Source organism: Streptomyces sp. NPDC012474 (assembly GCF_042955185.1).
Taxonomy (GTDB): domain Bacteria; phylum Actinomycetota; class Actinomycetes; order Streptomycetales; family Streptomycetaceae; genus Streptomyces; species Streptomyces cahuitamycinicus.
The window spans coordinates 23,377-44,257 of record NZ_JBIBEP010000008.1 but is presented as its reverse complement, the minus strand read 5'-3'; the positions used below and the strand labels follow the sequence as shown (position 1 = coordinate 44,257).

Genomic DNA, 20,881 nt, shown 5'->3' with positions numbered 1-20,881 from the left:
GACGGCCCCCGGTCAACCATCGGCTGACCGGGGGCAGAGGCCTGAGCGGAGTCCCGGAGGCTCAGGACGCGGCCGGGGCCTTGGGCGCGCTCGTGAGCTCCTCGCCCGTCTCCATCGGGTCGGTCACGTCGTGGGCGTCGCGGCTGCCCCGGCCCAGGTGGTTGAAGACCAGGTTGAGCAGCACGGCCGCCACACAGCCCGTGGAGATTCCGGAGTCCAGGACGATCCGGGCCGTCTCCGGGAAGGCGTGGTAGAACTCCGGGGCCGTGATGGGGATGATGCCGACGGCCAGGGAGACCGCGACGATCAGGACGTTGTTGTCCTTGTCCAGGGCGGCCCGGACCAGGGTCTGGATGCCGCTGGCCGCGACCGAGCCGAACAGCACCACGCCCGCCCCGCCGAGCACCGGGCGCGGTACGACGGCGATCAGCGAGGCCGCCATCGGGCACAGGCCCATCAGCACCAGGAAGCCGCCGCCCGCGGCGACGACGTACCGGCTGCGGATCTTCGTCATGGCGACCAGGCCGATGTTCTGCGCGAAGGCGCTGCACATGAATCCGTTGAAGAGGGGGCTGATCGCCGAGCCGAGGGTGTCGGCGCGCAGGCCGGCCGCGATGGTCTTCTCGTCGGCCGGGCGCTCGACGATCTCGCCCAACGCGAGCATGTCGGCGGTCGATTCGGTCATCGACACCACCATCACCACGCACATCGAGATGATCGCGGCGAGCTGGAACTGCGGGGCGCCGAAGTGGAACGGGGTGGGGAAGCCGATGACGGCCGCGTCCGCGACGGGGCCGAAGTCCGTGGCACCGAACGGGATCGCGATCAGCGTGCCGATCACCAGGCCGAGCAGCACGGCGATCTGCTTGACGAAGCCCGTGGTGAAGCGCCGCAGCAGCAGCACGATCAGCAGGGTGACGGCCGCCAGGCCCAGGTTGGTCGCCGAGCCGTAGTCGTGCGCCGCCGGGTCGGATCCCTGCGCCCAGCCGAAGGCGACCGGGAGCAGCGATATGCCGATCAGGGTGATGACCGTGCCGGTCACCACCGGCGGGAAGAAGCGGATCGCCTTGCAGAAGACGGGGGCCGCCAGGAAGCCCAGGAGTCCGGCGACGATGACCGCGCCGAAGATGACGGGCAGGGCGTCGGACTTGTCCTCGGTGGAAGCGACGATCGCGGTCATCGGGGCGACACCTGCGAAGGTGACGCCGTTGACGAACGGCAGCCGGGCGCCGATCTTCCAGATCCCGAGGGTCTGCAGGAAGGTGGCGAGGCCCGCGGTGAACAGGCAGGCGCCGGTGAGGAAGGTCAGGTCGGTGGCGGTGAGGCCGATGGCCGCGCCGACGATCAGGGGCGGGGCGACGACGCCCGCGTACATGGCGGCCACGTGCTGCAGGCCGGTCGTCGCCATCTTGAGCGCGGGGAGTTTTTCGTCAACGGGGTGGTCGGCCACGGCGGCGTCCCTCCGGTCGGTTACACGGCCGCTCCGAAGGGGCGCCCGTGGGTGTCAGGGAGGTGGTGCGGGTGGGCTGGGGGCACCTCCCTGCTCGAGCGAAGCCGAGAGCTTGGGGGAGGGACCGGACATGCAGGTGACGGGGTGGCCGTTCCGGGGTGCGCGCGTTCGCGCGCACCCCGGAGACGACCGCCGTGGTCCCCGCTCGGGTCCACGGCCACCGGCCGGGAGCCGTCCCTCCCGGCCGGAGTCATCCGGGTGTTCAGGCCTCGGCGGCGATCCTCGCCAGGCGCTGGGCCTCGTTCCGCGTGGCGCGGGCGATGGCGTCCTCGTCGGCCGTGAGCAGCCGTCCGTCCTCGACGATCTGCCGGCCGTCCACGAAGGACGCGGTGACCGGGGCGGCCGCGCCGAAGACCAGGGCGGTCACCGGGTCGGCGATGGAGGCGTGGGCGAGCGTGTCCAGCTTCCACAGCACGAGGTCGGCGAGCTTGCCGGGCTCCAGGGAGCCGGTCTCCGCGGCCCTGCCCAGGACCTGGGCGCCGCCGTAGGTGCCCAGGCGCAGGGCCTGACGGGCGTTCAGGGCGGCTTCCCGGTGAGCGCCGAGGCGGTTGATGAGGAGGGCGTTGCGCAGCTCGGTGTGGAGTTCGCCGGACTCGTTGGAGGCGGTGCCGTCGACGCCGAGGCCGACGGGGACGCCGGCCGCGAGCATGTCGGGGACGCGGGCGATACCGGCGGCGAGGCGGGCGTTGGAGGACGGGCAGTGCGCGACGCCGGTCCCGGACCGGGCGAAGGCGGCGATGTCGGAGTCGTTCATGTGGACGCAGTGCGCCATCCACACGTCCTCGCCGAGCCAGCCGGTGGACTCGAAGTAGTCGGTGGGGCCCATGCCGAACAGTTCGTGGCAGAACTTCTCCTCCTCCACGGTCTCCGAACCGTGGGTGTGCAGCCGGACCCCGAGCCGACGGGCCAACTGGGCGCCGTCCCGCATCAGTTCGGTGGAGACGGAGAAGGGTGAGCAGGGCGCGACGGCGACCTGCGTCATGGCGTCGAAGGAGGAGTCGTGGTGCTGCCGTACGGTCTCCTCGGTCGCGGCCAGCGCACCGTCGAGCGTCTCGACGGCGAAGTCGGGGGGCAGGCCGCCGTCCTTCTCGCTGCGGTCCATGGAGCCGCGGGCGAGGGTGAAGCGGACGCCCATGTCGCGGGCGGCGCCGATGATCGCGCCGGAGAGGTCGCCGGAGCCCTGCGGGAAGACGTAGTGGTGGTCCATGGCGGTGGTGACGCCGCCGCGGGCCATCATCGCCAGCGAGCCCCGGGCGGCGGCGCGGACCATCGGCTCGTCGATGCGCGCCCACGTGGGGTACAGCGCGACGAGCCAGTCGAACAGGTTGTGGTCCGTGGCCAGGCCCCGGGTGATCCACTGGTAGAAGTGGTGGTGGGTGTTGATCAGGCCGGGGGTCACGAGGTGCCCGGAGGCGTCGATACGGCGTGCGACGTTCTCCAGGCCCTCGGGGGCCGCGCCCGCGCCGAGTGACTCGATGCGGTTGCCGGCGAGCACGACGTGCCCGGAGGCGTACTCCGTGTCGTTCGCGTCGACGGTCGCGATCGCGCAGTTCTCGATGACGATGCGCCGCTCTGCTGCCATGGTTCGTCCCTTTTCACGAAGTGTGCTGAATTGGAGAGGGCACGGCAGGACCCTGGGAGTTTTGAGTGCCGTGGCCGGGAGACGGGTTCCCCGGCCACGGGTGCCGAAGGGGGAACGTCAGAGGTTGGTGAGGTCCTCGGGGATCCGCGCCTCGCAGCCGTCCCGCAGGATCGTCGCCTCGATCAGGCCGTAGGGGCGGTCGGCGGCGTAGTACACGGCTCCGTCGGCGGTGTCGTTCTTCAGCCCGAACGGCTCCAGGTCCACCAGGAAGTGGTGCTTGTTCGGGAGGGAGAAGCGGACCTCGTCGATCTCACCGCGGTTGTCGATGATCCGCGAGCCCATTTGGTACAGGGTCTGCTGGAGCGAGAGCGAGTAGGTGTCGGCGAAGGCCTGGAGCATGTGCTTCCGCACCTGCTCGTAGGACTCCTCCCAGTGCGGCATGCGCTGCTCGTCGTCGGTCCAGTTGAACCGCCAGCGGCCGGAGACCTCGGTGGCCAGGATGCGGTCGTAGGCCTCCTTCAGCGTCGTGTACTTGTCCTTGGCGTAGCCCCAGAACTCGGAGTCGGTCGAGTTCATCACGACCAGGTCCTTGAGACCGGAGACGACCTCCCACGACGAGCCGTCGTAGGTGATCTGGGTCAGCCGGACCTCCTGGCCCTTGCGGACGAAGGAGTGCTTGGCCTCGTCTGCGCCGATGGCCCGCGAGTTGGCGTCGGAGGCCTCGATCCGCTCCCAGGAGTACTCCTCGATGCGGATCCGGGCCCGGTGGATCGGTTCCTGGCTGGTGACGAAGTGCCGGGCGAGGTGGATGCCGAACTGCTCGGCGGACTCGATGCCGTGCTCCTTGGCGAACGCGTACACCGTGTTCTTGGTGGTGTCGGTCGGCAGCACGTTGGCGTTCGAGCCGGAGTAGTGGACCTCGTCCATGTCGCCGGAGAGGGCGACGGAGACGTTGAGGTCCTTGATGTGGTGGGTGGCGCCGTCCCGCGTGATCTTGACGACTCGGTTCTCGGCCTTGCCGTACTGGTTCTGTCCCAGGATCGTGGGCATCTGTCTGCTAGCTCCCTCGGTAAACGGAGTAGCCGAACGGGTTGAGCAGCAGCGGTACGTGGTAGTGCTCACCGGGCTTCACGGCGAAGGTGATCGCCACCTCGGGAAAGAACGCACCGCTGTCCCGATTCGCGGGGGCGTCCTGCTGCGCATCGGCTTGCTTCTTCGCGGATTCTTCGAGGTACGGCTCCACCGCGAAGTCGAGCCGTACGTGGGTGGTGCCCTCCGGCAGCGCCGGCAGGTCCTTGCACCGCCCGTCCGCGTCGGTCGCCGAGCCGCCGAGCGCCTGCCAGTCGGCCGCGCGGCCCGGGCGGGCGGAGAGGTGGACGGCGACGCCCTCGGCGGGGCGGCCGACGCTGGTGTCCAGGATGTGCGTGGACACGGACGCGGTGGCGGAGGTGCTCATGCTGCTGTCAGTCCTCTTCGACGAGACGGGCCAGACGGATGCGGTTGATCTTCCCCAGTTCGGTGCGGACGATCTCCCGCTCCCGCTCCTGCGGGTTGCCGATCCGTTCCCGCAGCGCGTCGCGCATCTGCTCGCCGGTCCGGCCGGTGGCGCAGATCAGGAAGACATGGCCGAACCTCTCCTGGTAGGCGAGGTTCAGTTCCAGCATCTCCGCCTTGAGCGCGTCGGAGGCGCCGGCCATGCCGCTCTGCTCCCGGGCCGAGGCGGGGTCGCCGGGCTTGGGTCGGCCGATGGGCGGATGGCCTGCCATCGCCTCGTCGAGGTCCTCGGCCGTCAGCTCCGCCATGGCGGCGTCGCTCGCGGCGTACAGGTCCTCGCAGGTGGCGTAGGGGCGGGCGGCGAGCAGGCGCTTCGCCCACACCGTGGAGGTGCACGCCTCGCGGAGTGCGGTGTACGCCGCGTGCTCCTCGAGGGTGTTGAACCGGGTCAGGCCCGGCGGCGTGGAAGTGGACGTCACGGGAGCCTCCGTGGCCGGTGTCGGCCTTCGTGTTGAACGGGCGTGCCGATAGCTAACGCCCTCCCGCGACAGCACGTCAACAGTTTGTTGAAAATTCGGTGGCGTGAAACCGGACCACCGCGGGACCGGCCCGGTCAGGCCCCTTTTTCGCGGTTGAGGTAGTTGTAGACGGTGAAGCGGCTGACGCCGAGGGCGCTCGCCACGGTCTCCACCCCGTGCCGTACGGAGAAGGCGCCACGCGCCTCGAGTATGCGTACGACCTCCTGCTTGGCCCTGCGGTCCAGATCGGCCAGCGGCACGCCCTTGCGGCGCTCCATGGCGGCCAGGATGTGATCGAGGGAGTCGGCGAGCTGCGGCAGCCGGACCGCGACGGCGTTCCGGCCCTCCCAGGCCAGGACGACATCGTCGGGACCGGCCTCGTCGGGCGGGATCATCTCGCCACCCATGGCGTCGACCAGGGGTTTCACGGCCGCGATGAACGGCTCGTCCCCCACGCCGCTCACGCCTCGCCCTCCTCGACCACGTTGACCTGGAGCGTGACCCGGGTGGCACCGGCCTCCAGGGTCTTGCGGAGCAGGGCGTCCACGGCGGCGAGCACCGCGTCGGCACCACCCTGCGCGGTATTGCCGAACGGCCCCACGTCCACGGCGTCCAGTTCGGCGGCCTCCACGACCTGGCGGGCCACCACCGCGTGCGCGGGCGCCTCGTCCAGGTCGAACGGCTCGGTCGTGAACTCCACTCTCAGTCGCACGCGCTCAACCTAACGCGCGGGGCGGACTTTCCGGCAGCCCCTCTTGACAGCCCTCGCACCTCGCAGGCAATCTTCCGTTAAGCAGAAACAAGATTCCATAATGCGGAATAAGCGCCATGGACGCTCGCACCATGGAAGACACGGAAGGGAGCGCCGCCCCGATGGGATTCGCAGACCAGCGCTTCAACGTCAACCTGTCGATCCTCTTCACGGAGCTGCCCCTCCTGGAGCGCCCCGCGGCGGCCGCCGCGGCGGGCTTCACCGCGGTCGAGCTGTGGTGGCCCTGGGTCGACTCGCCGGTTCCCGAGCAGTCCGAGCTCGACGCCCTCAAGCGCGCCGTCGAGGACGCCGGCGTCCGGCTCACCGGCCTGAACTTCTACGCCGGACAGCTCCCGGGCCCCGACCGCGGCGCCCTGTCCGTTCCCGGCGAGGAGTCGGAGCGGTTCCGCGCCAACATCGACGTGGCCGCCGGTTTCGCCGCCTCCCTCGGCTGCACGGCCCTCAACGCCCTGTACGGCAACCGCGTCGAAGGCGTGGACCCGGCCGAGCAGGACGCGCTCGCCGTGGAGAACCTGACCCTCGCGGCCCGGGCCGCCGACCGGATCGGCGCGGTGCTGCTGATCGAGGCACTGAACCGGCCGGAGTCACCCCGGTACCCGCTGGTGTCGGCCCCGGCGGCAGTGGAGGTCGTCGACCAGGTCAACGAGGCGACGGGACTGGGCAACGCCCGCTTCCTGATGGACCTCTACCACCTGTCCATGAACGGCGAGGATCTCCCGTCGGTGATCGAGCGGTTCGCCCCGAAGACCGGCCACGTCCAGATCGCCGACAACCCGGGCCGTGGCGCGCCGGGCACGGGCGCGCTCCCCCTCGAAGACCTCCTCGATCAGCTGACGAAGGCGGGCTACGACGGCTGGGTCGGCCTCGAGTACAAGCCGGGCGACCGCCCGAGCGCCGAGGCCTTCGACTGGCTGTCCCGCTGACCCCGTATCCGAAAGGCACCCCATCATGAGCACACTCCCCAAGGTCGCGTGGATCGGACTCGGCATCATGGGCTCCCCCATGTCCGAGAACCTGATCAAGGCGGGCTACCAGGTCACCGGCTACACGCTGGAGCAGGACAAGCTGGACCGCCTGGCCGCCGCCGGCGGGACCGCCGCCGGTTCGATCGCCGAGGCCGTGCGGGACGCCGACGTCGTCATCACGATGGTCCCGGCCTCCCCGCAGGTCGAGGCCATCGCCTACGGTCCCGACGGCATCCTGGAGAACGCGCGGTCCGGCGCACTGCTGATCGACATGTCCTCGATCACTCCGCAGACCTCGGTCGACCTGGCGAAGGCCGCGAGGGACAAGGGCATCCGCGTGCTGGACGCCCCGGTGTCCGGCGGTGAGGCGGGAGCTGTCGAGGCCGTGCTGTCCATCATGGTGGGCGGCGAGCAGGCCGACTTCGACACCGCGAAGCCGATCCTCGAGGCGCTCGGCAAGACCATCGTGCTGTGCGGTCCGCACGGCTCGGGCCAGACCGTGAAGGCCGCCAACCAGCTGATCGTCGCCGTGAACATCCAGGCGTGCGCCGAGGCCGTGGTCTTCCTGGAGAAGTCGGGCGTGGATCTCAAGGCCGCCCTGGACGTCCTGAACGGCGGCCTGGCCGGCTCGACCGTGCTGACCCGCAAGAAGGACAACTTCCTGGCCCGGGACTTCAAGCCGGGCTTCCGGATCGACCTGCACCACAAGGACATGGGTATCGTCACGGACGCCGCCCGCACCGTCGGCGCGGCCCTGCCCGTCGGTGCCGTGGTCGCCCAGCTGGTCGCGTCCCTGCGTGCGCAGGGCGACGGTGGCCTGGACCACTCGGCGCTGCTGCGGGCCGTGGAGCGGCTCTCCGGCGCCCAGGTCTGACGTCTCCGCCCCGGGCCCTGGCCCCGGGCCCTCCATCCCCGGGCGGCGTCGCCGCTGACACCAGTCCTGTCGCGCCCAAGGCGGCTGCGCCGCCCGGAACCAGCCATGCCCATCGCTTCAACATATTGTTGACGCCTTGCTGATCGTCGGCGGCCCTGTCCCAGGTCTCCCGGTACGACGAGATCGAGAAGAACCTCGCGCACTTCCACGCCGCCGACCCCGCGTACGGGCGGCTCGTGGAGGAGGCGGTCCGCGACCTGCGCGAGGACTGAACTCCCTGGCCGTGTCCGACCGCCCGGGGCGACCCGGATGAGGGGTGGTCCTCCAGGCATGGACAAGGCCAGGGGCACGGACCGCGGCGGCGTGTGAGCCAGTGCGGTGGTGAAGGGCCCGGGCCGGCTTCTCGGCCTGAGGGAAGCCGGCCCCGGAGCCCGTCGCACCCGCCGCGGTCCCGGCACCGCCCACCCCTCTCCCCCCGACCCCGTCCGGCGGCGCGAACGTCCTGTCGCGCCCAGCCTCGCGCCGCCGGACGGCCAGCCGTTCCCAGGGTGCGGACCGGTCCCGTTCGCAGCAGCCTGAAGGCATGGCACCTCCCACCGAGCACCCGCATGTCGTGGTCCACGCCCCCGCCCTGGACGGCTCGCGCCGGGTCACCCTGGGCGAGGAGCCGCTGGGCGTCGCGACCCACGCCGACGACGTCGCCGAGATCCTGCGCCTGGCCGATCTGTACGTCACGGACGTCGCGGAGAGCGACCTCGTCGAGTGGCAGGGCGGCGGGCCGGACGACTGGCCGGGACTGTCGGAGCACCACGAAGCGTGATCGCGCCTACGGCATCGGTCGTACGCCTTGTACGGAAGCCTCAAATCAAGCTCTGAACCCGGCCCCGGGGGCTTCAACCGCCCCCGGGGCCGGGCACATTCTCGTCGTACGGGGCCCGCCGGCACGGGGGCGGCGGGCCTCGGTACGGGGGTGAGGCCATGAGTGACGGTACGGCGGTCCGGCTGGAGCCGTAAGAGATCGCGCCGCTGCGGGAAGGCCCGCGGGCCTTCCCGCAACCGTCGCTGTGGTGGATCTGCATCTGCGTGGCCTGGTGGAGGCGGACCTGCTGCCAGAGGGGCGGCCCGTCCCCACGGACGGACCGCCCCTCTGCTTCCCTGCGCGTCAGATCTTCAGCGTCCTGATCGAGGTCGGCGCGTGGCCGGGCTCGGTGGCGATCTCCTCGAACTCCACGACGTTGCCGATGTCGTTGGTCGTCGACATGGAGATGTTGGTGACGCGCTCCAGGATCGCCTCGACGACGACCGGGACCCGGTGCTCCGCGGCCAGCTTCTTGGCCTGCTCGAAGGCGTCAGCCAGCTCCGCCGGGTCGGTGACGCGGATGGCCTTGCAGCCGAGGCCCTCGGCGACCTTGACGTGGTCGACACCGTAGACGCCGAGCTCGGGCGAGTTGAGGTTCTCGAACTCCAGGTTGACCTGGAAGTCGATCTCGAACGCCCGCTGCGCCTGCCGGATCAGCCCCAGGTAGGAGTTGTTCACCAGGACGTGCACGTACGGGATCCTGTGCTGCGCGCCCACGGCGAGTTCCTCCAGCATGAACTGGAAGTCGTAGTCGCCGGAGAGCGCGACGACGGACGCCTCCGGGTCGGCCTTGGCGACGCCGAGCGCGGCCGGGACGGTCCAGCCGAGCGGGCCGGCCTGGCCGCAGTTGATCCAGTGGCGGGGCCGGTAGACGTGCAGCATCTGCGCGCCGGCGATCTGCGAGAGGCCGATCGTGGAGACGTACCGGGTCTCCGGGCCGAAGGCCTTGTTCATCTCCTCGTAGACGCGCTGCGGCTTGATCGGGATGTCGTCGAAGTGCGTCCGCCGCTGGAGGGTCGCCTTGCGCTCCTGCGCGGCCCCGGCCCATGCGGAGCGGTCGGGCAGCGCGCCGGTGGCCTTCAGCTCGCGGGCGACCTCGACGAACAGTTCCAGGGCGGCGCGGGCGTCGGAGGCGATGCCGTAGTCGGGGGCGAAGATCCTGCCGATCTGGGTGGGCTCGATGTCGACGTGGACGAACGTCCGCCCGGCCGTGTAGACGTCGAGCCTGCCGGTGTGGCGGTTGGCCCAGCGGTTGCCGATGCCGAGGACGAAGTCGGACTCCAGGAACGTCGCGTTGCCGTAGCGGTGCGAGGTCTGAAGGCCCACCATGCCGGCGTTCAGCTCGTGGTCGTCGGGCAGCAGGCCCCAGCCCATCAGGGTCGGGACGACCGGGGTGCCGGTCAGCTCGGCGAACTCGACGAGGAGTCCGGCGGCGTCGGCGTTGATGATGCCGCCGCCCGCGACGATCAGGGGCCGCTCGGACGCGTTGAGCATCCGAATCGCCTTCTCGATCTGGGCGCGGGTCGCGGCGGGCTTGTAGACGCGGAGCGGCTCGTAGGTCTCCGGATCGAACTCGATCTCCGTCAGCTGCACGTCGATCGGCAGGTCGATGAGGACCGGGCCGGGGCGGCCGGAGCGCATCAGGTGGAAGGCCTGCTGGAAGACGCCCGGGACCTGCGCGGCCTCCAGCACCGTGACGGCCATCTTCGTGACCGGCTTGGCGATGGAGGCGATGTCGACGGCCTGGAAGTCCTCCTTGTGGATCACGGCGGTCGGGGCCTGGCCCGTGATGCACAGGATCGGGATGGAGTCGCCGGTCGCGGAGTACAGGCCCGTGATCATGTCGGTGCCGGCCGGACCCGAGGTGCCGATGCAGACGCCGATGTTGCCCGGGTGGGCGCGGGTGTAGCCCTCCGCCATGTGCGAGGCGCCCTCGACGTGCCGGGCGAGGGTGTGGGTGATGCCGCCGGAGGCTTTGAGCGCCGCGTAGAAGGGGTTGATCGCCGCGCCGGGGACACCGAACGCGTCGGCGACGCCCTCCCGCTTGAGGATCTCAACTGCCGCGCGGGCAGCGGTCATTCGAGCCATCGAGTACTCCTGCTTCGGCTGTCGGATTCGCACTCCCGTCGCGCCCCGCGGTGAGCTCTTCCGTATTGTGGAATTTATTTTCTGCTATCTGGAATGAATGTATGCGGGGTGGGTGAAGCGCGTCAAGAGACGCCAAGCGCCGGACAGGGCAGGGCCCGAGGGAGCACGATGGGCACGCTGTCCCGACGCGACACGGTTCTGGAGTGGCCATGCCCGAGACGGTTGCGGTGCGCTGCCCGGCCTGCCGCCGCGAGCACCGGTACACGGCTCCCGGGTACCCCTGCGCCTGCGGCGCGCCGGTGGCTCCGCGACTGGACCGCGCCGGCTCACCGACGCCCGTCGCCCACCGGGTCTGGCAGGACGACTGGCTGACGGTGCGGTGCGGCTCCTGCGGGCGGCGTGGCGAGTGGCCGCGTCCGGAGGTGGGGTGCCCGTGCGGGGTGGTGCTGCGGGTGGCGGTGGTGGAGGGCCCGGGCGGCATCGGGGAGCAGGACCCGGCGACCGGTGGGACGTCGCCCGCCGAGTGTGCGATGACCGGCCGGGACACGGTGGGCCAGGACACGGCGGGCCAGGACGGGAGGTCCGCCCGGGAGACGACGTCCGCCCGAGACGGCACGAGCAACCGGGACGGCAGGGAAAACGTGGACCGCGTGGACGGCCAGGACGGCAGGGGCAGCCGGGACGGCACGGAAGGCACGAGCAGCCAGGACGACACGGACGGCCAGGACGGCACAGACGGCCGGGACGCCGCACCGCGCCTGCGCCCCCCGGCCGGCCCGCGCGACACCCCCGACTCCTCCGCCGCCACCGCCGACGCGTCCGCCGCCTCGGACGCCGCATCCACCGATGCCACCGTCACGCGCGACGCCGGCTCCGCCCGGCCTCCGTTCAGTTCCGTCACCATCCGTACCGCCCTCGACGCCGTCACGGCCACCGCGCTGTATCTGCGCCGGCTCGGATACCGGGGTGTCCGGCGGGCGGACCAGCGGCCCCCGTCCGGTATCGGACTGGCCGCCCGCGGTGTCGTCGCGCAGGTGGACCCGGCCGTGCGCCCGGCGGGCCTGCGGGACGTGGAGTGCCTGTGGCTGACGGCCATGACCGAGTCCGCCGACTGCCTCTACTTCTCCCTCGCCGGGTACACGGACGAAGCCCTGGCCCGCGCCGACGCCCTGGGGGTCCCCCTGTTCGTCCTGGACCTCACCGGCATACCGAGGCCGGTGAACGCCCCGGCCGAGACGCTGGCCGCGACCGGTACCGAACAGCGGACCTCCTGACCATGCCACCGCACCGCACCGCATACTCACCACATGCGCATCCGCCCCGCTGCCCCGGCCGAACTCCCCGCCCTCCAGGACATCGAGCGGGCCGCCGGCGCCCCCTTCCGCGACCTCGGCATGCCGGAGATCGCCGACGACGAGCCACCCGCCCTCGACGTGCTGGAGCACTACCGCCGGGCGGGCCGCTGCTGGGTCGCCTGCGGCCCGCAGGACCGGCCGGTCGCCTACCTCCTCGCCGAACCCGTCGACGGAGCCCTGCACATCGAGCAGGTCTCGGTCCACCCGCGCGCCGCCCGCCGGGGCGTGGGCCGCGCACTCCTGGCCCACGCCGCCGAGCGGGCTCGCGACGAGGGGCTGACCTCCCTGACGCTGACCACCTTCACGGAGGTCCCGTGGAACGCCCCCTACTACGAGCGCCTCGGCTTCCGCGCGCTCCCCGAGGCGGACCTCACGCCCGGCCTGCGCGCGATCCGCGCGACGGAGGCCGGACTCGGCCTGGACCGCTGGCCACGGGTGTGCATGCGCGCCCTGTTGTGACGGGCGGGCCGGCGCACCTCAACCGTCCGCGAACCTCTCCCGCAGCTCCACCTTGCGAACCTTCCCGGACACCGTCATCGGGAAGGAGTCGAGGATCCGCACCCGGGCCGGGACCTTGTAGTGCGCCAACCGCCCCTCGCAGAAGGCCCGGAGCTCCTCCAGTGTCGGCGGGTCGTCCGGGTCGCGGGCGATGACGCAGGCCAGGACCTCCTCGCCGTAGCGCTCGTGCGGGACGCCGACGACCTGGACGTCCTGGATCTTCGGGTGGCCGTAGAGGAACTCCTCGATCTCGCGGGGGTAGATGTTCTCCCCGCCCCGGATGATCATGTCCTTGATGCGGCCGACGATCTCGACGTAGCCGTCCTCGCGCATCACGGCGAGATCGCCCGTGTGCATCCAGCGGCCCGCGTCGACGGACTCGGCGGTCTTCTCCGGCTCGTTCCAGTAGCCGAGCATCACGCTGTAGCCGCGGGTGCACAACTCGCCCGCCGTGCCGCGCGGCCGGGTGACGCCCGTGGCCGGGTCGACGACCTTGACCTCGATGTGCGGCAGGACCCGGCCGACCGTGCCGGTGCGGTGCTCCAGGTCGTCGTCCCGCCGGGTCTGGAGGGACACCGGGGACGTCTCGGTCATGCCGTAGCAGATGGAGACCTCCGCCATGTGCATCTCGGTGACCACCCGCTTCATCACCTCCACCGGGCAGGGCGAGCCCGCCATGATGCCGGTGCGCAGGGAGGAGAGGTCGTAGGAGGCGAAGTCGGGGAGGTTCAGCTCGGCGATGAACATGGTCGGGACGCCGTAGAGCGAGGTACAGCGCTCCTGCTGGACCGCGTCCAGGGTGGCCTTCGGGTCGAAGGACGGGGCGGGGATGACCATGCAGGCGCCGTGCGAGGTGGCGGCGAGATTGCCCATGACCATGCCGAAGCAGTGGTAGAAGGGCACCGGGATGCAGACGCGGTCCTGCTCGGAGTAGGCGATCAGCTCACCCACGAAGTAGCCGTTGTTGAGGATGTTGTGGTGGGAGAGGGTCGCGCCCTTCGGGAAGCCCGTCGTGCCCGACGTGTACTGGATGTTGATCGGGTCGTCGCAGGAGAGTTCGTCGTATGTCGCGTCGGGGGTCGCCCGCCCGAGCAGCGCCTCCCAGCCCGGGTCGCCGAAGTAGACCACCTCCCTCAACTCCGGCACACCGCCGCGTACTTGCTCGACCATCGCCCGGTAGTCGCTCGTCTTGTGAGCGAGGGAGGCGAACAGCAGGGACACGCCGGCCTGCTTCAGGACGTACGCCACCTCGTGGGTGCGGTATGCCGGGTTGATGTTCACCAGGATCGCGCCGATGCGGGCGGTGGCGTACTGGACGAGCACCCACTCGGGGCAGTTGACCGCCCAGATGCCCACCCGGTCGCCCTTGGCGACCCCGGAGGCGTGCAGGGCGGAGGCGAGCTCGTCGACCGCCGCGCCGAACTGCGCGTACGTCCAGCGTCGGCCGGACGGCACGTCGACCAGCGCCTCGCGGTCCGGCCAGGTGGCCACCGCCCGGTCCAGGCCGGCCCCGATCGTGTCGCCGAGCAGCGCCGTCCCTCCGGTGCCATGACTGTAGGAGCTCACCGGAAGTCCTCCTCGCGGTACTCGGCGTCCGACCCGGCCGCCGTGGCCTCCCGCAGCTCGATCCGGCGGATCTTGCCGGAGACGGTCTTGGGCAGGTCGGCGAACTCCAGGCGGCGGATGCGCTTGTAGGGGGCCAGCACCTCGCGGGAGTGCTCGAACAGGACCTTCGCGGTGTCGGCGCCGGGCTCCCAGCCGGCGGCCAGGACGACGTACGCCTTGGGGACGGCGAGCCGCAGCTCGTCCGGCGCGGGGACGACCGCCGCCTCGGCGACCGCGTCGTGCTCCAGCAGCGCGCTCTCCAGCTCGAACGGGCTGATCTTGTAGTCGGAGGCCTTGAAGACGTCGTCGCTGCGCCCGATGTAGGTCAGATACCCCTCGTCGTCCCGGGCGGCGACGTCCCCCGTGCGGTAGTAGCCGCCGGCCATCGCCTCCGCCGTGCGGTCCGCGTCGCCGTGGTAGCCGGTCATCAGGCCGACGGGGCGGTCCGACAGGTCGAGTGCGATCTCGCCCTCCATGGCGCCCGGCGCGCCGGACACCGGGTCGAGGAGTTCGACGCGGTAGCCGGGGCTCGGCCGGCCCATCGAGCCGGTCTTGAGCGGCTGGCCGGGACTGTTGGCGACCTGCACGGCCGTCTCGGTCTGGCCGAAGCCGTCCCGGACGGTGAGGTTCCAGGCGCGGCGGACCTGCTCGATGACCTCCGGGTTGAGCGGCTCGCCGGCCGCGACGACCTCGCGGGGCGGGGTGCGCAGCTGTGTCAGGTCGGCCTGGATGAGCATGCGCCACACGGTCGGCGGGGCGCAGAAGGTGGTGACGCCCGCCCGGTCCATCTCGGTCATGAGACGGACGGCGTCGAAACGCGTGTAGTTGTGCAGGAAGACGGTCGCCTCGGCGTTCCACGGGGCGAACAGGTTGGACCAGGCGTGCTTGGCCCAGCCGGGTGAGGAGATGTTCAGATGTACGTCGCCGGGGCGCAGGCCGATCCAGTACATGGTCGACAGATGGCCGATCGGGTACGACGTGTGGGTGTGCTCGACGAGTTTGGGCCGGGCGGTGGTGCCCGAGGTGAAGTAGAGCATCAGCGGGTCGTCGGCCCGGGTGGGGCCGTCGGGGGTGAAGTCGGCGGAGGCGCCGTAGGCATCGTCCAGCGGCAGCCAGCCGTCCGGCACGGCACCGGCGGCGCCCGCGGCGATGCGCGTGTAGTCGCCCGGGACCTCCGCGAACTTGCCGGTGTCCGCGGTGCGCGCGATGACGTGCCGGACCCGGCCGCGCTCGACGCGGTCGCGCAGGTCGGCGGGGCCGAGCAGCGGGGTGGCCGGGATGACCACCGCGCGCAGTTTCATCGCGGCGAGGGCGGTGATCCACAGTTCGGCCTGGTTGCCGAGCATGACGAGGATCCGGTCCTCGGCGCGTACGCCCCGGGCCCGCAGCCAGGTGGCGAACCGGGCCGACCGCACGGACATCTCCCCGAAGGACAGCCGGGTCTCACGGCCGTCCTCCTCGACGAGGTGCAGGGCGGTGCGGGCGTTGCCGTCGGCGATCTCGTCGAACCAGTCGAGCGCCCAGTTGAAGTACTCGGGGCGTGGCCAGCGGAAGCCCTCGTACGCCGTCGGGTAGTCCTCGCGGTGCTCCAGCAGGAAATCCCGCGCGTCGCGGAACAGTGCCGTCGCCGATGTCATCTGTCCTCCTGGGTGCCGGACCATTGCCGGGCGGCTCCGAGCCATCGTGTAATCCGTGATGCAGGTCTCACTACCCCCGAACGGGGGGTGCGCCCGCGCAAGGGCCGTAGCGAAGGGGCGATCAGGTGACGACAGACGCGTCCGACGCGGTCGAGATGCGCAGCGCGCTGCTGCGTCTGCGGCGGGGCACCGGCCTTCCGGTCGCCTTCGGCGGCCTGCTGGAGGCCGGGCAGCAGATGCGCATCAGCGAACTGAGCGGCACGGCGACGCACGCCCTGCGGTCGCTGGTGGTGACGTCCGGAACCGGTCTCGGCGGCAAGACGGTGGCGCTGTCCCGGCCGTGCGTGGTGACGGACTACTCGGCTTCGCGGCAGATCAGCCACGAGTACGACGCCCCGGTGGCCGCGGAGGGGCTGCGCTCGGTGCTGGCCGTGCCGGTGGTGGTGCGGCACCGGGTGCGCGGGGTGCTGTACGGGGCGCTGCGGACGGCTCTGCCGCTGGGCGGCCGGATGCTGGACGCGGCGGTCGAGGCGGCGCGGGACGTGGAGCGGGCGCTGGCCGTCCGGGACGAGGCCCGCACGCTCGTCGCCGGGGCGGGGGCCGGTGCGGGACCGGGGTGGGAGCAGGTGCGGGAGGCGCACGCGGCGCTGCGGGCGCTGGCCGGGCGGATCACGGACCCGGGACTGCGTGCGGAGGTGCTCGGCGCGTGCGCTCTGCTGACGGCCGGGTCGGCCGGGTCGCCCCGGGTCCGGCTCGCGCCGCGCGAGGTGGACGTACTGGCGTGTGTCGCGGCGGGTGCGACGAACGCCGTCACCGCCGACCGGCTGGGTGTGACGCCGGAGACCGTCAAGGGGTACCTGCGGTCGGCCATGCGGAAGCTGCGGGCCCGCACCCGTGGCGAGGCCGTGGTCGCCGCGCGCCGGGCGGGGTGGTTGCCATAGCTTTGTGGTGTTTTCTGTCGTGCCCGCTCGTTCGGGCTGCCGAGGCTGCCGGAGGGTCCCCGACGGGACACCGGCCCCCTGTTCCGCCGCATTCGGGAGACCGATGAATTCGCCCGCCGGCACCCGTTGTTATTTCCCTCACGACGCCGTCCCTCCGAAATTCAAAGAACTGTTGCCTAATATTGGCCAGGACACGACACAGGGAGGGGAGCGGTGACCGTGCGACGGGACTTCCAGGAGCCTCCCAGGAGCCGCCCCGACCTGGTCATCGGTCGGGAGGAACTGTTCACCTCGGCCCGTGAGCAGCTCGGCCGGGGCGGCAGTGTGCTGCTCCACGGTCCGGCCGGAATTGGAAAGTCGACGGCCCTGCGGGCGCTGGCCGCGGATTACGGCGGTGCGGCGCGGACGGTGTTGCGCTGCTCGGCGACCGAGTCGGAATCCCACCTGCCCTTCCTGGCACTGGCCGACCTGTTCGGGCTGGTCCTGGAGGACGTGTCGGGTGCGCTGCCCGGCGCCCAGCGCACCGCCCTGGAGTCGGCGCTGACCGGCCGCGGCGAGTCCACGCTCCAGCGGGACGGGCTCGCGCTGCGTCTGGCGGTGCTGTCGGCGCTGCGCGTCCTCGCCGCGAGGGGCCCGGTGCTGGTGGTCGCCGACGACCTCCAGTGGCTGGATGCCGCCAGTGCGGAACTGCTCGGCTTCGCGGCCCGCCGGCTGGGTGACACGCCCGTGCAGATGCTGTGCGCGGTGCGGACCGAGGGCGAGGAGTACGACCGGCATCTGCCCGCCTCCCCGCCCGACACGCTCGCCGTCCGGCTGGGCCCGCTGAACCGTACGCAGGTCTCGGCGCTGCTCGACCACCGCGGCTACACGCCCCTGTCCCGCTCCACGATCCGCGACATCCACCGCACCAGCGGCGGCAACCCGCTCTTCGCGCTGGAGCTGGGCCGGGCCCTGGCCGAGAGTCCGGCCCGGCCGCGGCCGGGTGAGCCGCTGCCGGTGCCCACCTCGCTGCGGGCGCTGGTGCTGAGCCGGCTGGAGATGCTGTCGGACGAGGCGCGCCGCACCCTCCTGGTGGCCAGCGCCGGTGCCCGTCCCACACTGGCGCTGCTGCACGCGGCCGGCCGGGAGCAGGCCGAGGCCGAGACGGCCCAGGCGGCGGCCCTGGGGCTGCTCGCCACGGACCCCGAGGCACCGGCCCTGCGGTTCGCGCACCCGCTGATCTCGGCAGCGCTCTACGCGGAGGCTCCGGCGCAGGAGCGGCGGGCCGTGCACGCCGCGCTGTCCACGGCGGCCTCCGACCCGATCGAGCGGGCCCGGCACCTGGCTCTGGCCAGCACCGGCACCGACCCGGACGTGGCGGCCCGGCTCGCCGAGGCCGGTGCGCTGGCCCGGGACCGCGGCGCGCCCTCCGTGGCCGCCTCGCTCGGGCTGCTGTCCGCCCGGCACACCCCGGCGGACAGCACCCCCGGCCCCGACGAGCGGCGCCTGCAGGCCGCTGAGGACGCCATCACCGCCGGCGAGGCCGATCTCGCCCGGGACATCGCCCGCGACGTACTGACGCGTGCCAGCGTGCCCGCGGAGCGGGTGCGGGCGTGGATGGTGGTCATCGAGGCGGCCGGGCAGGCCCTCGGCGAGGTCGACGCCGTCTTCCCGCAGGTCCTGGCCGACGCGGGCGACGACCCGCGCCTGCTCGCCCAGGTCTACTACCAGCTGGCCTGGCGCGGCCTGGTCGTCGAGGGCGACTTCGCCGAGGCCCGCCAGGAGGCGGCGCACGCGGCGGAGCTGGCCGCCCGGGGCGGGGACCGGCGCACCGAGCTGATGGCACTGTCCTTCCAGGCCTCCACCGAGACCCTGATGGGCCACCCGGACGCCCCCGCGACCGTCAAACGGGCGTTGAAGGAACCCCAGGACCCCTATGTGGCCTGCCACCACAACGGCGCCGGGTCGGCCCGGTTCCGCTGGCTGATCATGAGCGACCAGCTGCCCGAGGCGCGGGCGACGATCACCGCGCTGCTGCGTGAGGTGCGCCGGCGCGGGATGGTCGAGAGCGAGGTGCACTTCCTGCGCTTCCTCGCCGACACGGAACTGCGCTCCGGGCACTGCGGCCGGGCTCTCGACCTGGCCCGCGAGAGTCTGCGGCTGGCCCGGGACTCCGGGATCGGCGAAGGCGCCTCGGCCATGCTCGCCTCCCTCGCCGAGGCCTCCGCCGGGGACGTCGACCGGGCCCTGGCCCTCGCCCGGGAGGCGGCGGACCACGCCGAGGTCGACGGCGACCAGATGTACCTGTCCCGGGCTCTCGCGGCGCTGGGCTACGCCCAGTTGGTGGCCGGCGACCCGGCCGCCACCGTCCGTTCGCTGCGCCGGGTACGGGAGCTGGAGCAGGGCCTCGGCATCAACGACCCGGGGCGGGGCCGCTGGCACGGCGACCTCGCCGAGGCGCTGGTCCGCATCGGCGAGCCGGGGGAGGCCCAGGACGTCATCGACACGACCCGGGCGCACGCGCTGCGGCTGGGCCGGCAGAGCGTCCTGGCCGTCCTCGACCGGGCGGAGGCGCTGGTGCGGGCGGCACGTGGCGAACACGAGGCCGCCGCCGCCCGGTTGACGTCCGTGCAGGACCGGCTCGGCCGGCTCGGGTACGGGCTCGAGGAGGCCCGGGCCGCCTTCGCGCTGGCCCGCCTGCGCACCCAGGCCGCCGGCTTCCCCCGCAGCGGCGCGAGGCCCCTGCCGGGACCGGCGTCGTACGACGAGGCCGCCCGGCTGTTCCGGCGCTGCCGCGCGCTGCCGTGGCTGCGGCAGGTCGACGCCGCCGCCACGGCCGGTCCCGCGGCGGTGGAACCGCCCGCCGCCGCGCCGGCCGTCGCCCTGGACGCGCTGGCGGGCCTGGCCGCGATGGAGCGTCAAGTCGCCTCGCTGGTGATGGAGGGAGCGACCAACAGGGAGATCGCGGCACGCCTGTTCATCAGCGTCAAGACCGTCGAGGCGACGCTCACCCGGGTCTACCGCAAGCTCGGGATCCGCTCCCGGGTGGACATCGTCCGGCTGGCCGCGGGCCGCCGCACGACCTGACCCCACCTGGGTTTACGGCGCCGGACCGAGGGTTATCCCTGCCCAACTCCCTTAGGGGGTTCCCTCATTGGGCCCCGGTCCGCTGGGCTCTAGCTTTGGGGCGTGCCGCTCGCCGGGCACACGGAGATCCGAACAACGGCGTCAGGGTCCCCGTGCATCACGACCACCCGCGCGACCCCCCACCGGCAACTCCCCAAGGAGACCCATGTTCGGGCTCAACGCTGCCAGGAAGGCCGCCGCCGTCGCCGCGGCGACCGCCGCCGCCGCCACGACCGCGCTGCTCGCCGCCCCCACGGCCGTCGCCGCGCCCCAGCCGATCGTCGGCGGCACCACGACCACGACGTCCGCGTACCCGTTCGTCATGCAGATCACTGACGCCTCGCAGAACCAGTTCTGCGGCGGCACGCTCGTCTCGCCCACGAAGGTCGTCACCGCCGCGCACTGCATGGTCGGCGAGACCACCGGCAGCGTGCGTGTCGTCGGTGGCCGCACCTACCTCAACGGCACCAACGGCACGGTGGCCAGAGTCAGCAAGATATGGATGCACCCGAGCTACACCTCCGTCTCCAACGGCGACGACGTGGCCGTGCTGACGCTGTCGACGTCGATGCCGTACACCCCGGCGAAGTACGTCTCATCCTCCCAGACCTCGGTGTACGCGGCCGGTGCCTCCGCCCGCATCCTCGGCTGGGGTGACACCTCCGAGAACGGCAGCGCCTCCAACCAGCTGCGCACCGCGACCGTACCGACCGTGTCCGACTCCAGCTGCGCGAGCTCCTACGGCTCCGACTTCGTGAAGAGCGACATGGTGTGCGCCGGAAAGACCTCCGGCGGCGTGGACACCTGCCAGGGCGACAGCGGCGGCCCCCTGCTCATCGGGGGCGTCCTGGCAGGCATCACTTCCTGGGGCCAAGGCTGCGCCCAGGCCGGTTACCCGGGCATCTACACCCGGCTGACCACCTTCTCCAACCTGGTCACGACTCAGGTCAACTCGTGATCACGCGCTAGCTCCTGAGTAGCCCTCAGGTGAAAGACCAGGGGGCGGGGGGGGGGGGCCCCCCCCGCCCCCCCCCCCCCCCCCCCAAACCCCGGCGCGGCGCGGGGCGGCGGCGCGGCG

18 protein-coding genes are annotated in these 20,881 nt (G+C 72.0%); 8 read left to right on the top strand and 10 right to left on the bottom strand.

What is annotated here, in order from left to right; translation table 11 throughout:
- Nucleotides 1–61: 61 nt before the first annotated feature.
- The 7 genes from ACFY9S_RS18980 to ACFY9S_RS18950 form a co-directional block, all read right to left on the bottom strand.
- The gene (locus ACFY9S_RS18980) at nt 62–1,450 is read right to left on the bottom strand and encodes a solute carrier family 23 protein (RefSeq protein ID WP_391129686.1); all 1,389 of its coding nucleotides are present in this window, start codon (nt 1,448–1,450) and stop codon (nt 62–64) included.
- A gap of 262 nt (nt 1,451–1,712) precedes the next feature.
- Nucleotides 1,713–3,092 carry an 8-oxoguanine deaminase gene (locus tag ACFY9S_RS18975; RefSeq protein WP_391129683.1) on the bottom strand — a complete coding sequence of 460 codons (1,380 nt, stop codon included), beginning with the start codon at nt 3,090–3,092 and terminating at the stop codon, nt 1,713–1,715.
- Nucleotides 3,093–3,209: 117 nt separating this feature from the next.
- The gene (pucL, locus tag ACFY9S_RS18970; protein ID WP_391129680.1) at nt 3,210–4,142 is read right to left on the bottom strand and encodes a factor-independent urate hydroxylase; all 933 of its coding nucleotides are present in this window, start codon (nt 4,140–4,142) and stop codon (nt 3,210–3,212) included.
- Between the two features lie 7 nt (nt 4,143–4,149).
- Nucleotides 4,150–4,548, bottom strand: a complete 399-nt coding sequence (gene uraH / locus ACFY9S_RS18965; protein ID WP_391129677.1) for a hydroxyisourate hydrolase — start codon at nt 4,546–4,548, stop codon at nt 4,150–4,152.
- Nucleotides 4,549–4,555: 7 nt separating this feature from the next.
- Nucleotides 4,556–5,065: a 2-oxo-4-hydroxy-4-carboxy-5-ureidoimidazoline decarboxylase gene (gene uraD / locus ACFY9S_RS18960; protein WP_391129674.1), complete on the bottom strand. Its 510-nt coding sequence runs from the start codon at nt 5,063–5,065 to the stop codon at nt 4,556–4,558.
- 134 nt (nt 5,066–5,199) lie between these two features.
- Nucleotides 5,200–5,568: a helix-turn-helix domain-containing protein gene (locus tag ACFY9S_RS18955; RefSeq protein WP_391129671.1), complete on the bottom strand. Its 369-nt coding sequence runs from the start codon at nt 5,566–5,568 to the stop codon at nt 5,200–5,202.
- Nucleotides 5,565–5,816 carry a hypothetical protein gene (locus ACFY9S_RS18950; RefSeq protein WP_391129668.1) on the bottom strand — a complete coding sequence of 84 codons (252 nt, stop codon included), beginning with the start codon at nt 5,814–5,816 and terminating at the stop codon, nt 5,565–5,567. Before ACFY9S_RS18950 ends, ACFY9S_RS18955 begins: the two co-directional genes overlap by 4 nt.
- Nucleotides 5,817–5,977: 161 nt before the next feature.
- On the opposite strand from ACFY9S_RS18950, the gene ACFY9S_RS18945 reads away from it, so the two are divergent.
- The 3 genes from ACFY9S_RS18945 (at nt 5,978) to ACFY9S_RS18935 (ending at nt 8,535) form a co-directional block, all read left to right on the top strand.
- On the top strand, nt 5,978–6,799 hold the full coding sequence (locus ACFY9S_RS18945; protein ID WP_391130399.1) for a TIM barrel protein: 822 nt from the start codon (nt 5,978–5,980) through the stop codon (nt 6,797–6,799).
- Between the two features lie 25 nt (nt 6,800–6,824).
- On the top strand, nt 6,825–7,715 hold the full coding sequence (locus tag ACFY9S_RS18940; RefSeq protein ID WP_391129665.1) for a 2-hydroxy-3-oxopropionate reductase: 891 nt from the start codon (nt 6,825–6,827) through the stop codon (nt 7,713–7,715).
- Between the two features lie 583 nt (nt 7,716–8,298).
- Nucleotides 8,299–8,535 (top strand): hypothetical protein, encoded by a 237-nt coding sequence (locus ACFY9S_RS18935; RefSeq protein ID WP_062929894.1) that lies wholly within the window; start codon nt 8,299–8,301, stop codon nt 8,533–8,535.
- 342 nt (nt 8,536–8,877) lie between these two features.
- Here the strand turns inward: ACFY9S_RS18935 and gcl are convergent, their stop codons facing one another.
- Nucleotides 8,878–10,662: a glyoxylate carboligase gene (gene gcl, locus ACFY9S_RS18930; protein WP_391129661.1), complete on the bottom strand. Its 1,785-nt coding sequence runs from the start codon at nt 10,660–10,662 to the stop codon at nt 8,878–8,880.
- A gap of 368 nt (nt 10,663–11,030) precedes the next feature.
- On the opposite strand from gcl, the gene ACFY9S_RS18925 reads away from it, so the two are divergent.
- Nucleotides 11,031–11,936 (top strand): hypothetical protein, encoded by a 906-nt coding sequence (locus ACFY9S_RS18925; RefSeq protein ID WP_391130396.1) that lies wholly within the window; start codon nt 11,031–11,033, stop codon nt 11,934–11,936.
- Between the two features lie 33 nt (nt 11,937–11,969).
- Nucleotides 11,970–12,476 carry a GNAT family N-acetyltransferase gene (locus tag ACFY9S_RS18920; protein ID WP_391129658.1) on the top strand — a complete coding sequence of 169 codons (507 nt, stop codon included), beginning with the start codon at nt 11,970–11,972 and terminating at the stop codon, nt 12,474–12,476.
- 18 nt (nt 12,477–12,494) lie between these two features.
- Here the strand turns inward: ACFY9S_RS18920 and ACFY9S_RS18915 are convergent, their stop codons facing one another.
- Both ACFY9S_RS18915 and ACFY9S_RS18910 read right to left on the bottom strand, forming a co-directional pair.
- A complete protein-coding gene (locus ACFY9S_RS18915; RefSeq protein ID WP_391129655.1) occupies nt 12,495–14,081 on the bottom strand; it encodes an AMP-binding protein in 1,587 nt (528 codons plus the stop codon).
- Nucleotides 14,078–15,757: an AMP-binding protein gene (locus ACFY9S_RS18910; RefSeq protein WP_391129652.1), complete on the bottom strand. Its 1,680-nt coding sequence runs from the start codon at nt 15,755–15,757 to the stop codon at nt 14,078–14,080. Before ACFY9S_RS18910 ends, ACFY9S_RS18915 begins: the two co-directional genes overlap by 4 nt.
- A gap of 125 nt (nt 15,758–15,882) precedes the next feature.
- Between ACFY9S_RS18910 and ACFY9S_RS18905 the strand changes: the two genes are divergently transcribed.
- From ACFY9S_RS18905 to ACFY9S_RS18895, 3 genes are all read left to right on the top strand, one after another.
- Nucleotides 15,883–16,698: a LuxR C-terminal-related transcriptional regulator gene (locus ACFY9S_RS18905; RefSeq protein ID WP_391129649.1), complete on the top strand. Its 816-nt coding sequence runs from the start codon at nt 15,883–15,885 to the stop codon at nt 16,696–16,698.
- Between the two features lie 213 nt (nt 16,699–16,911).
- Complete coding sequence (locus ACFY9S_RS18900) at nt 16,912–19,764, top strand: AAA family ATPase (protein ID WP_391129646.1); 2,853 nt, start codon at nt 16,912–16,914, stop codon at nt 19,762–19,764.
- A 205-nt stretch (nt 19,765–19,969) separates the two neighbouring features.
- Nucleotides 19,970–20,761, top strand: coding sequence for a trypsin-like serine protease (locus ACFY9S_RS18895; protein ID WP_391129643.1), 792 nt, complete (start codon nt 19,970–19,972; stop codon nt 20,759–20,761).
- The last annotated feature ends 120 nt before the right edge of the window (nt 20,762–20,881 follow it).

Excerpts from the sequence above, each read along its gene's own strand:
- ACFY9S_RS18910 (WP_391129652.1), bottom strand. The coding sequence starts at position 15,757 with ATGACATCGGCGACGGCACTGTTCCGCGACGCGCGGGATTTCCTGCTG.
- uraH (WP_391129677.1), bottom strand. The coding sequence starts at position 4,548 with ATGAGCACCTCCGCCACCGCGTCCGTGTCCACGCACATCCTGGACACC.
- ACFY9S_RS18895 (WP_391129643.1), top strand. The coding sequence starts at position 19,970 with ATGTTCGGGCTCAACGCTGCCAGGAAGGCCGCCGCCGTCGCCGCGGCG.
- ACFY9S_RS18945 (WP_391130399.1), top strand. The coding sequence starts at position 5,978 with ATGGGATTCGCAGACCAGCGCTTCAACGTCAACCTGTCGATCCTCTTC.
- ACFY9S_RS18940 (WP_391129665.1), top strand. The coding sequence starts at position 6,825 with ATGAGCACACTCCCCAAGGTCGCGTGGATCGGACTCGGCATCATGGGC.
- ACFY9S_RS18920 (WP_391129658.1), top strand. The coding sequence starts at position 11,970 with ATGCGCATCCGCCCCGCTGCCCCGGCCGAACTCCCCGCCCTCCAGGAC.
- ACFY9S_RS18935 (WP_062929894.1), top strand. The coding sequence starts at position 8,299 with ATGGCACCTCCCACCGAGCACCCGCATGTCGTGGTCCACGCCCCCGCC.
- gcl (WP_391129661.1), bottom strand. The coding sequence starts at position 10,662 with ATGGCTCGAATGACCGCTGCCCGCGCGGCAGTTGAGATCCTCAAGCGG.
- pucL (WP_391129680.1), bottom strand. The coding sequence starts at position 4,142 with ATGCCCACGATCCTGGGACAGAACCAGTACGGCAAGGCCGAGAACCGA.
- ACFY9S_RS18975 (WP_391129683.1), bottom strand. The coding sequence starts at position 3,092 with ATGGCAGCAGAGCGGCGCATCGTCATCGAGAACTGCGCGATCGCGACC.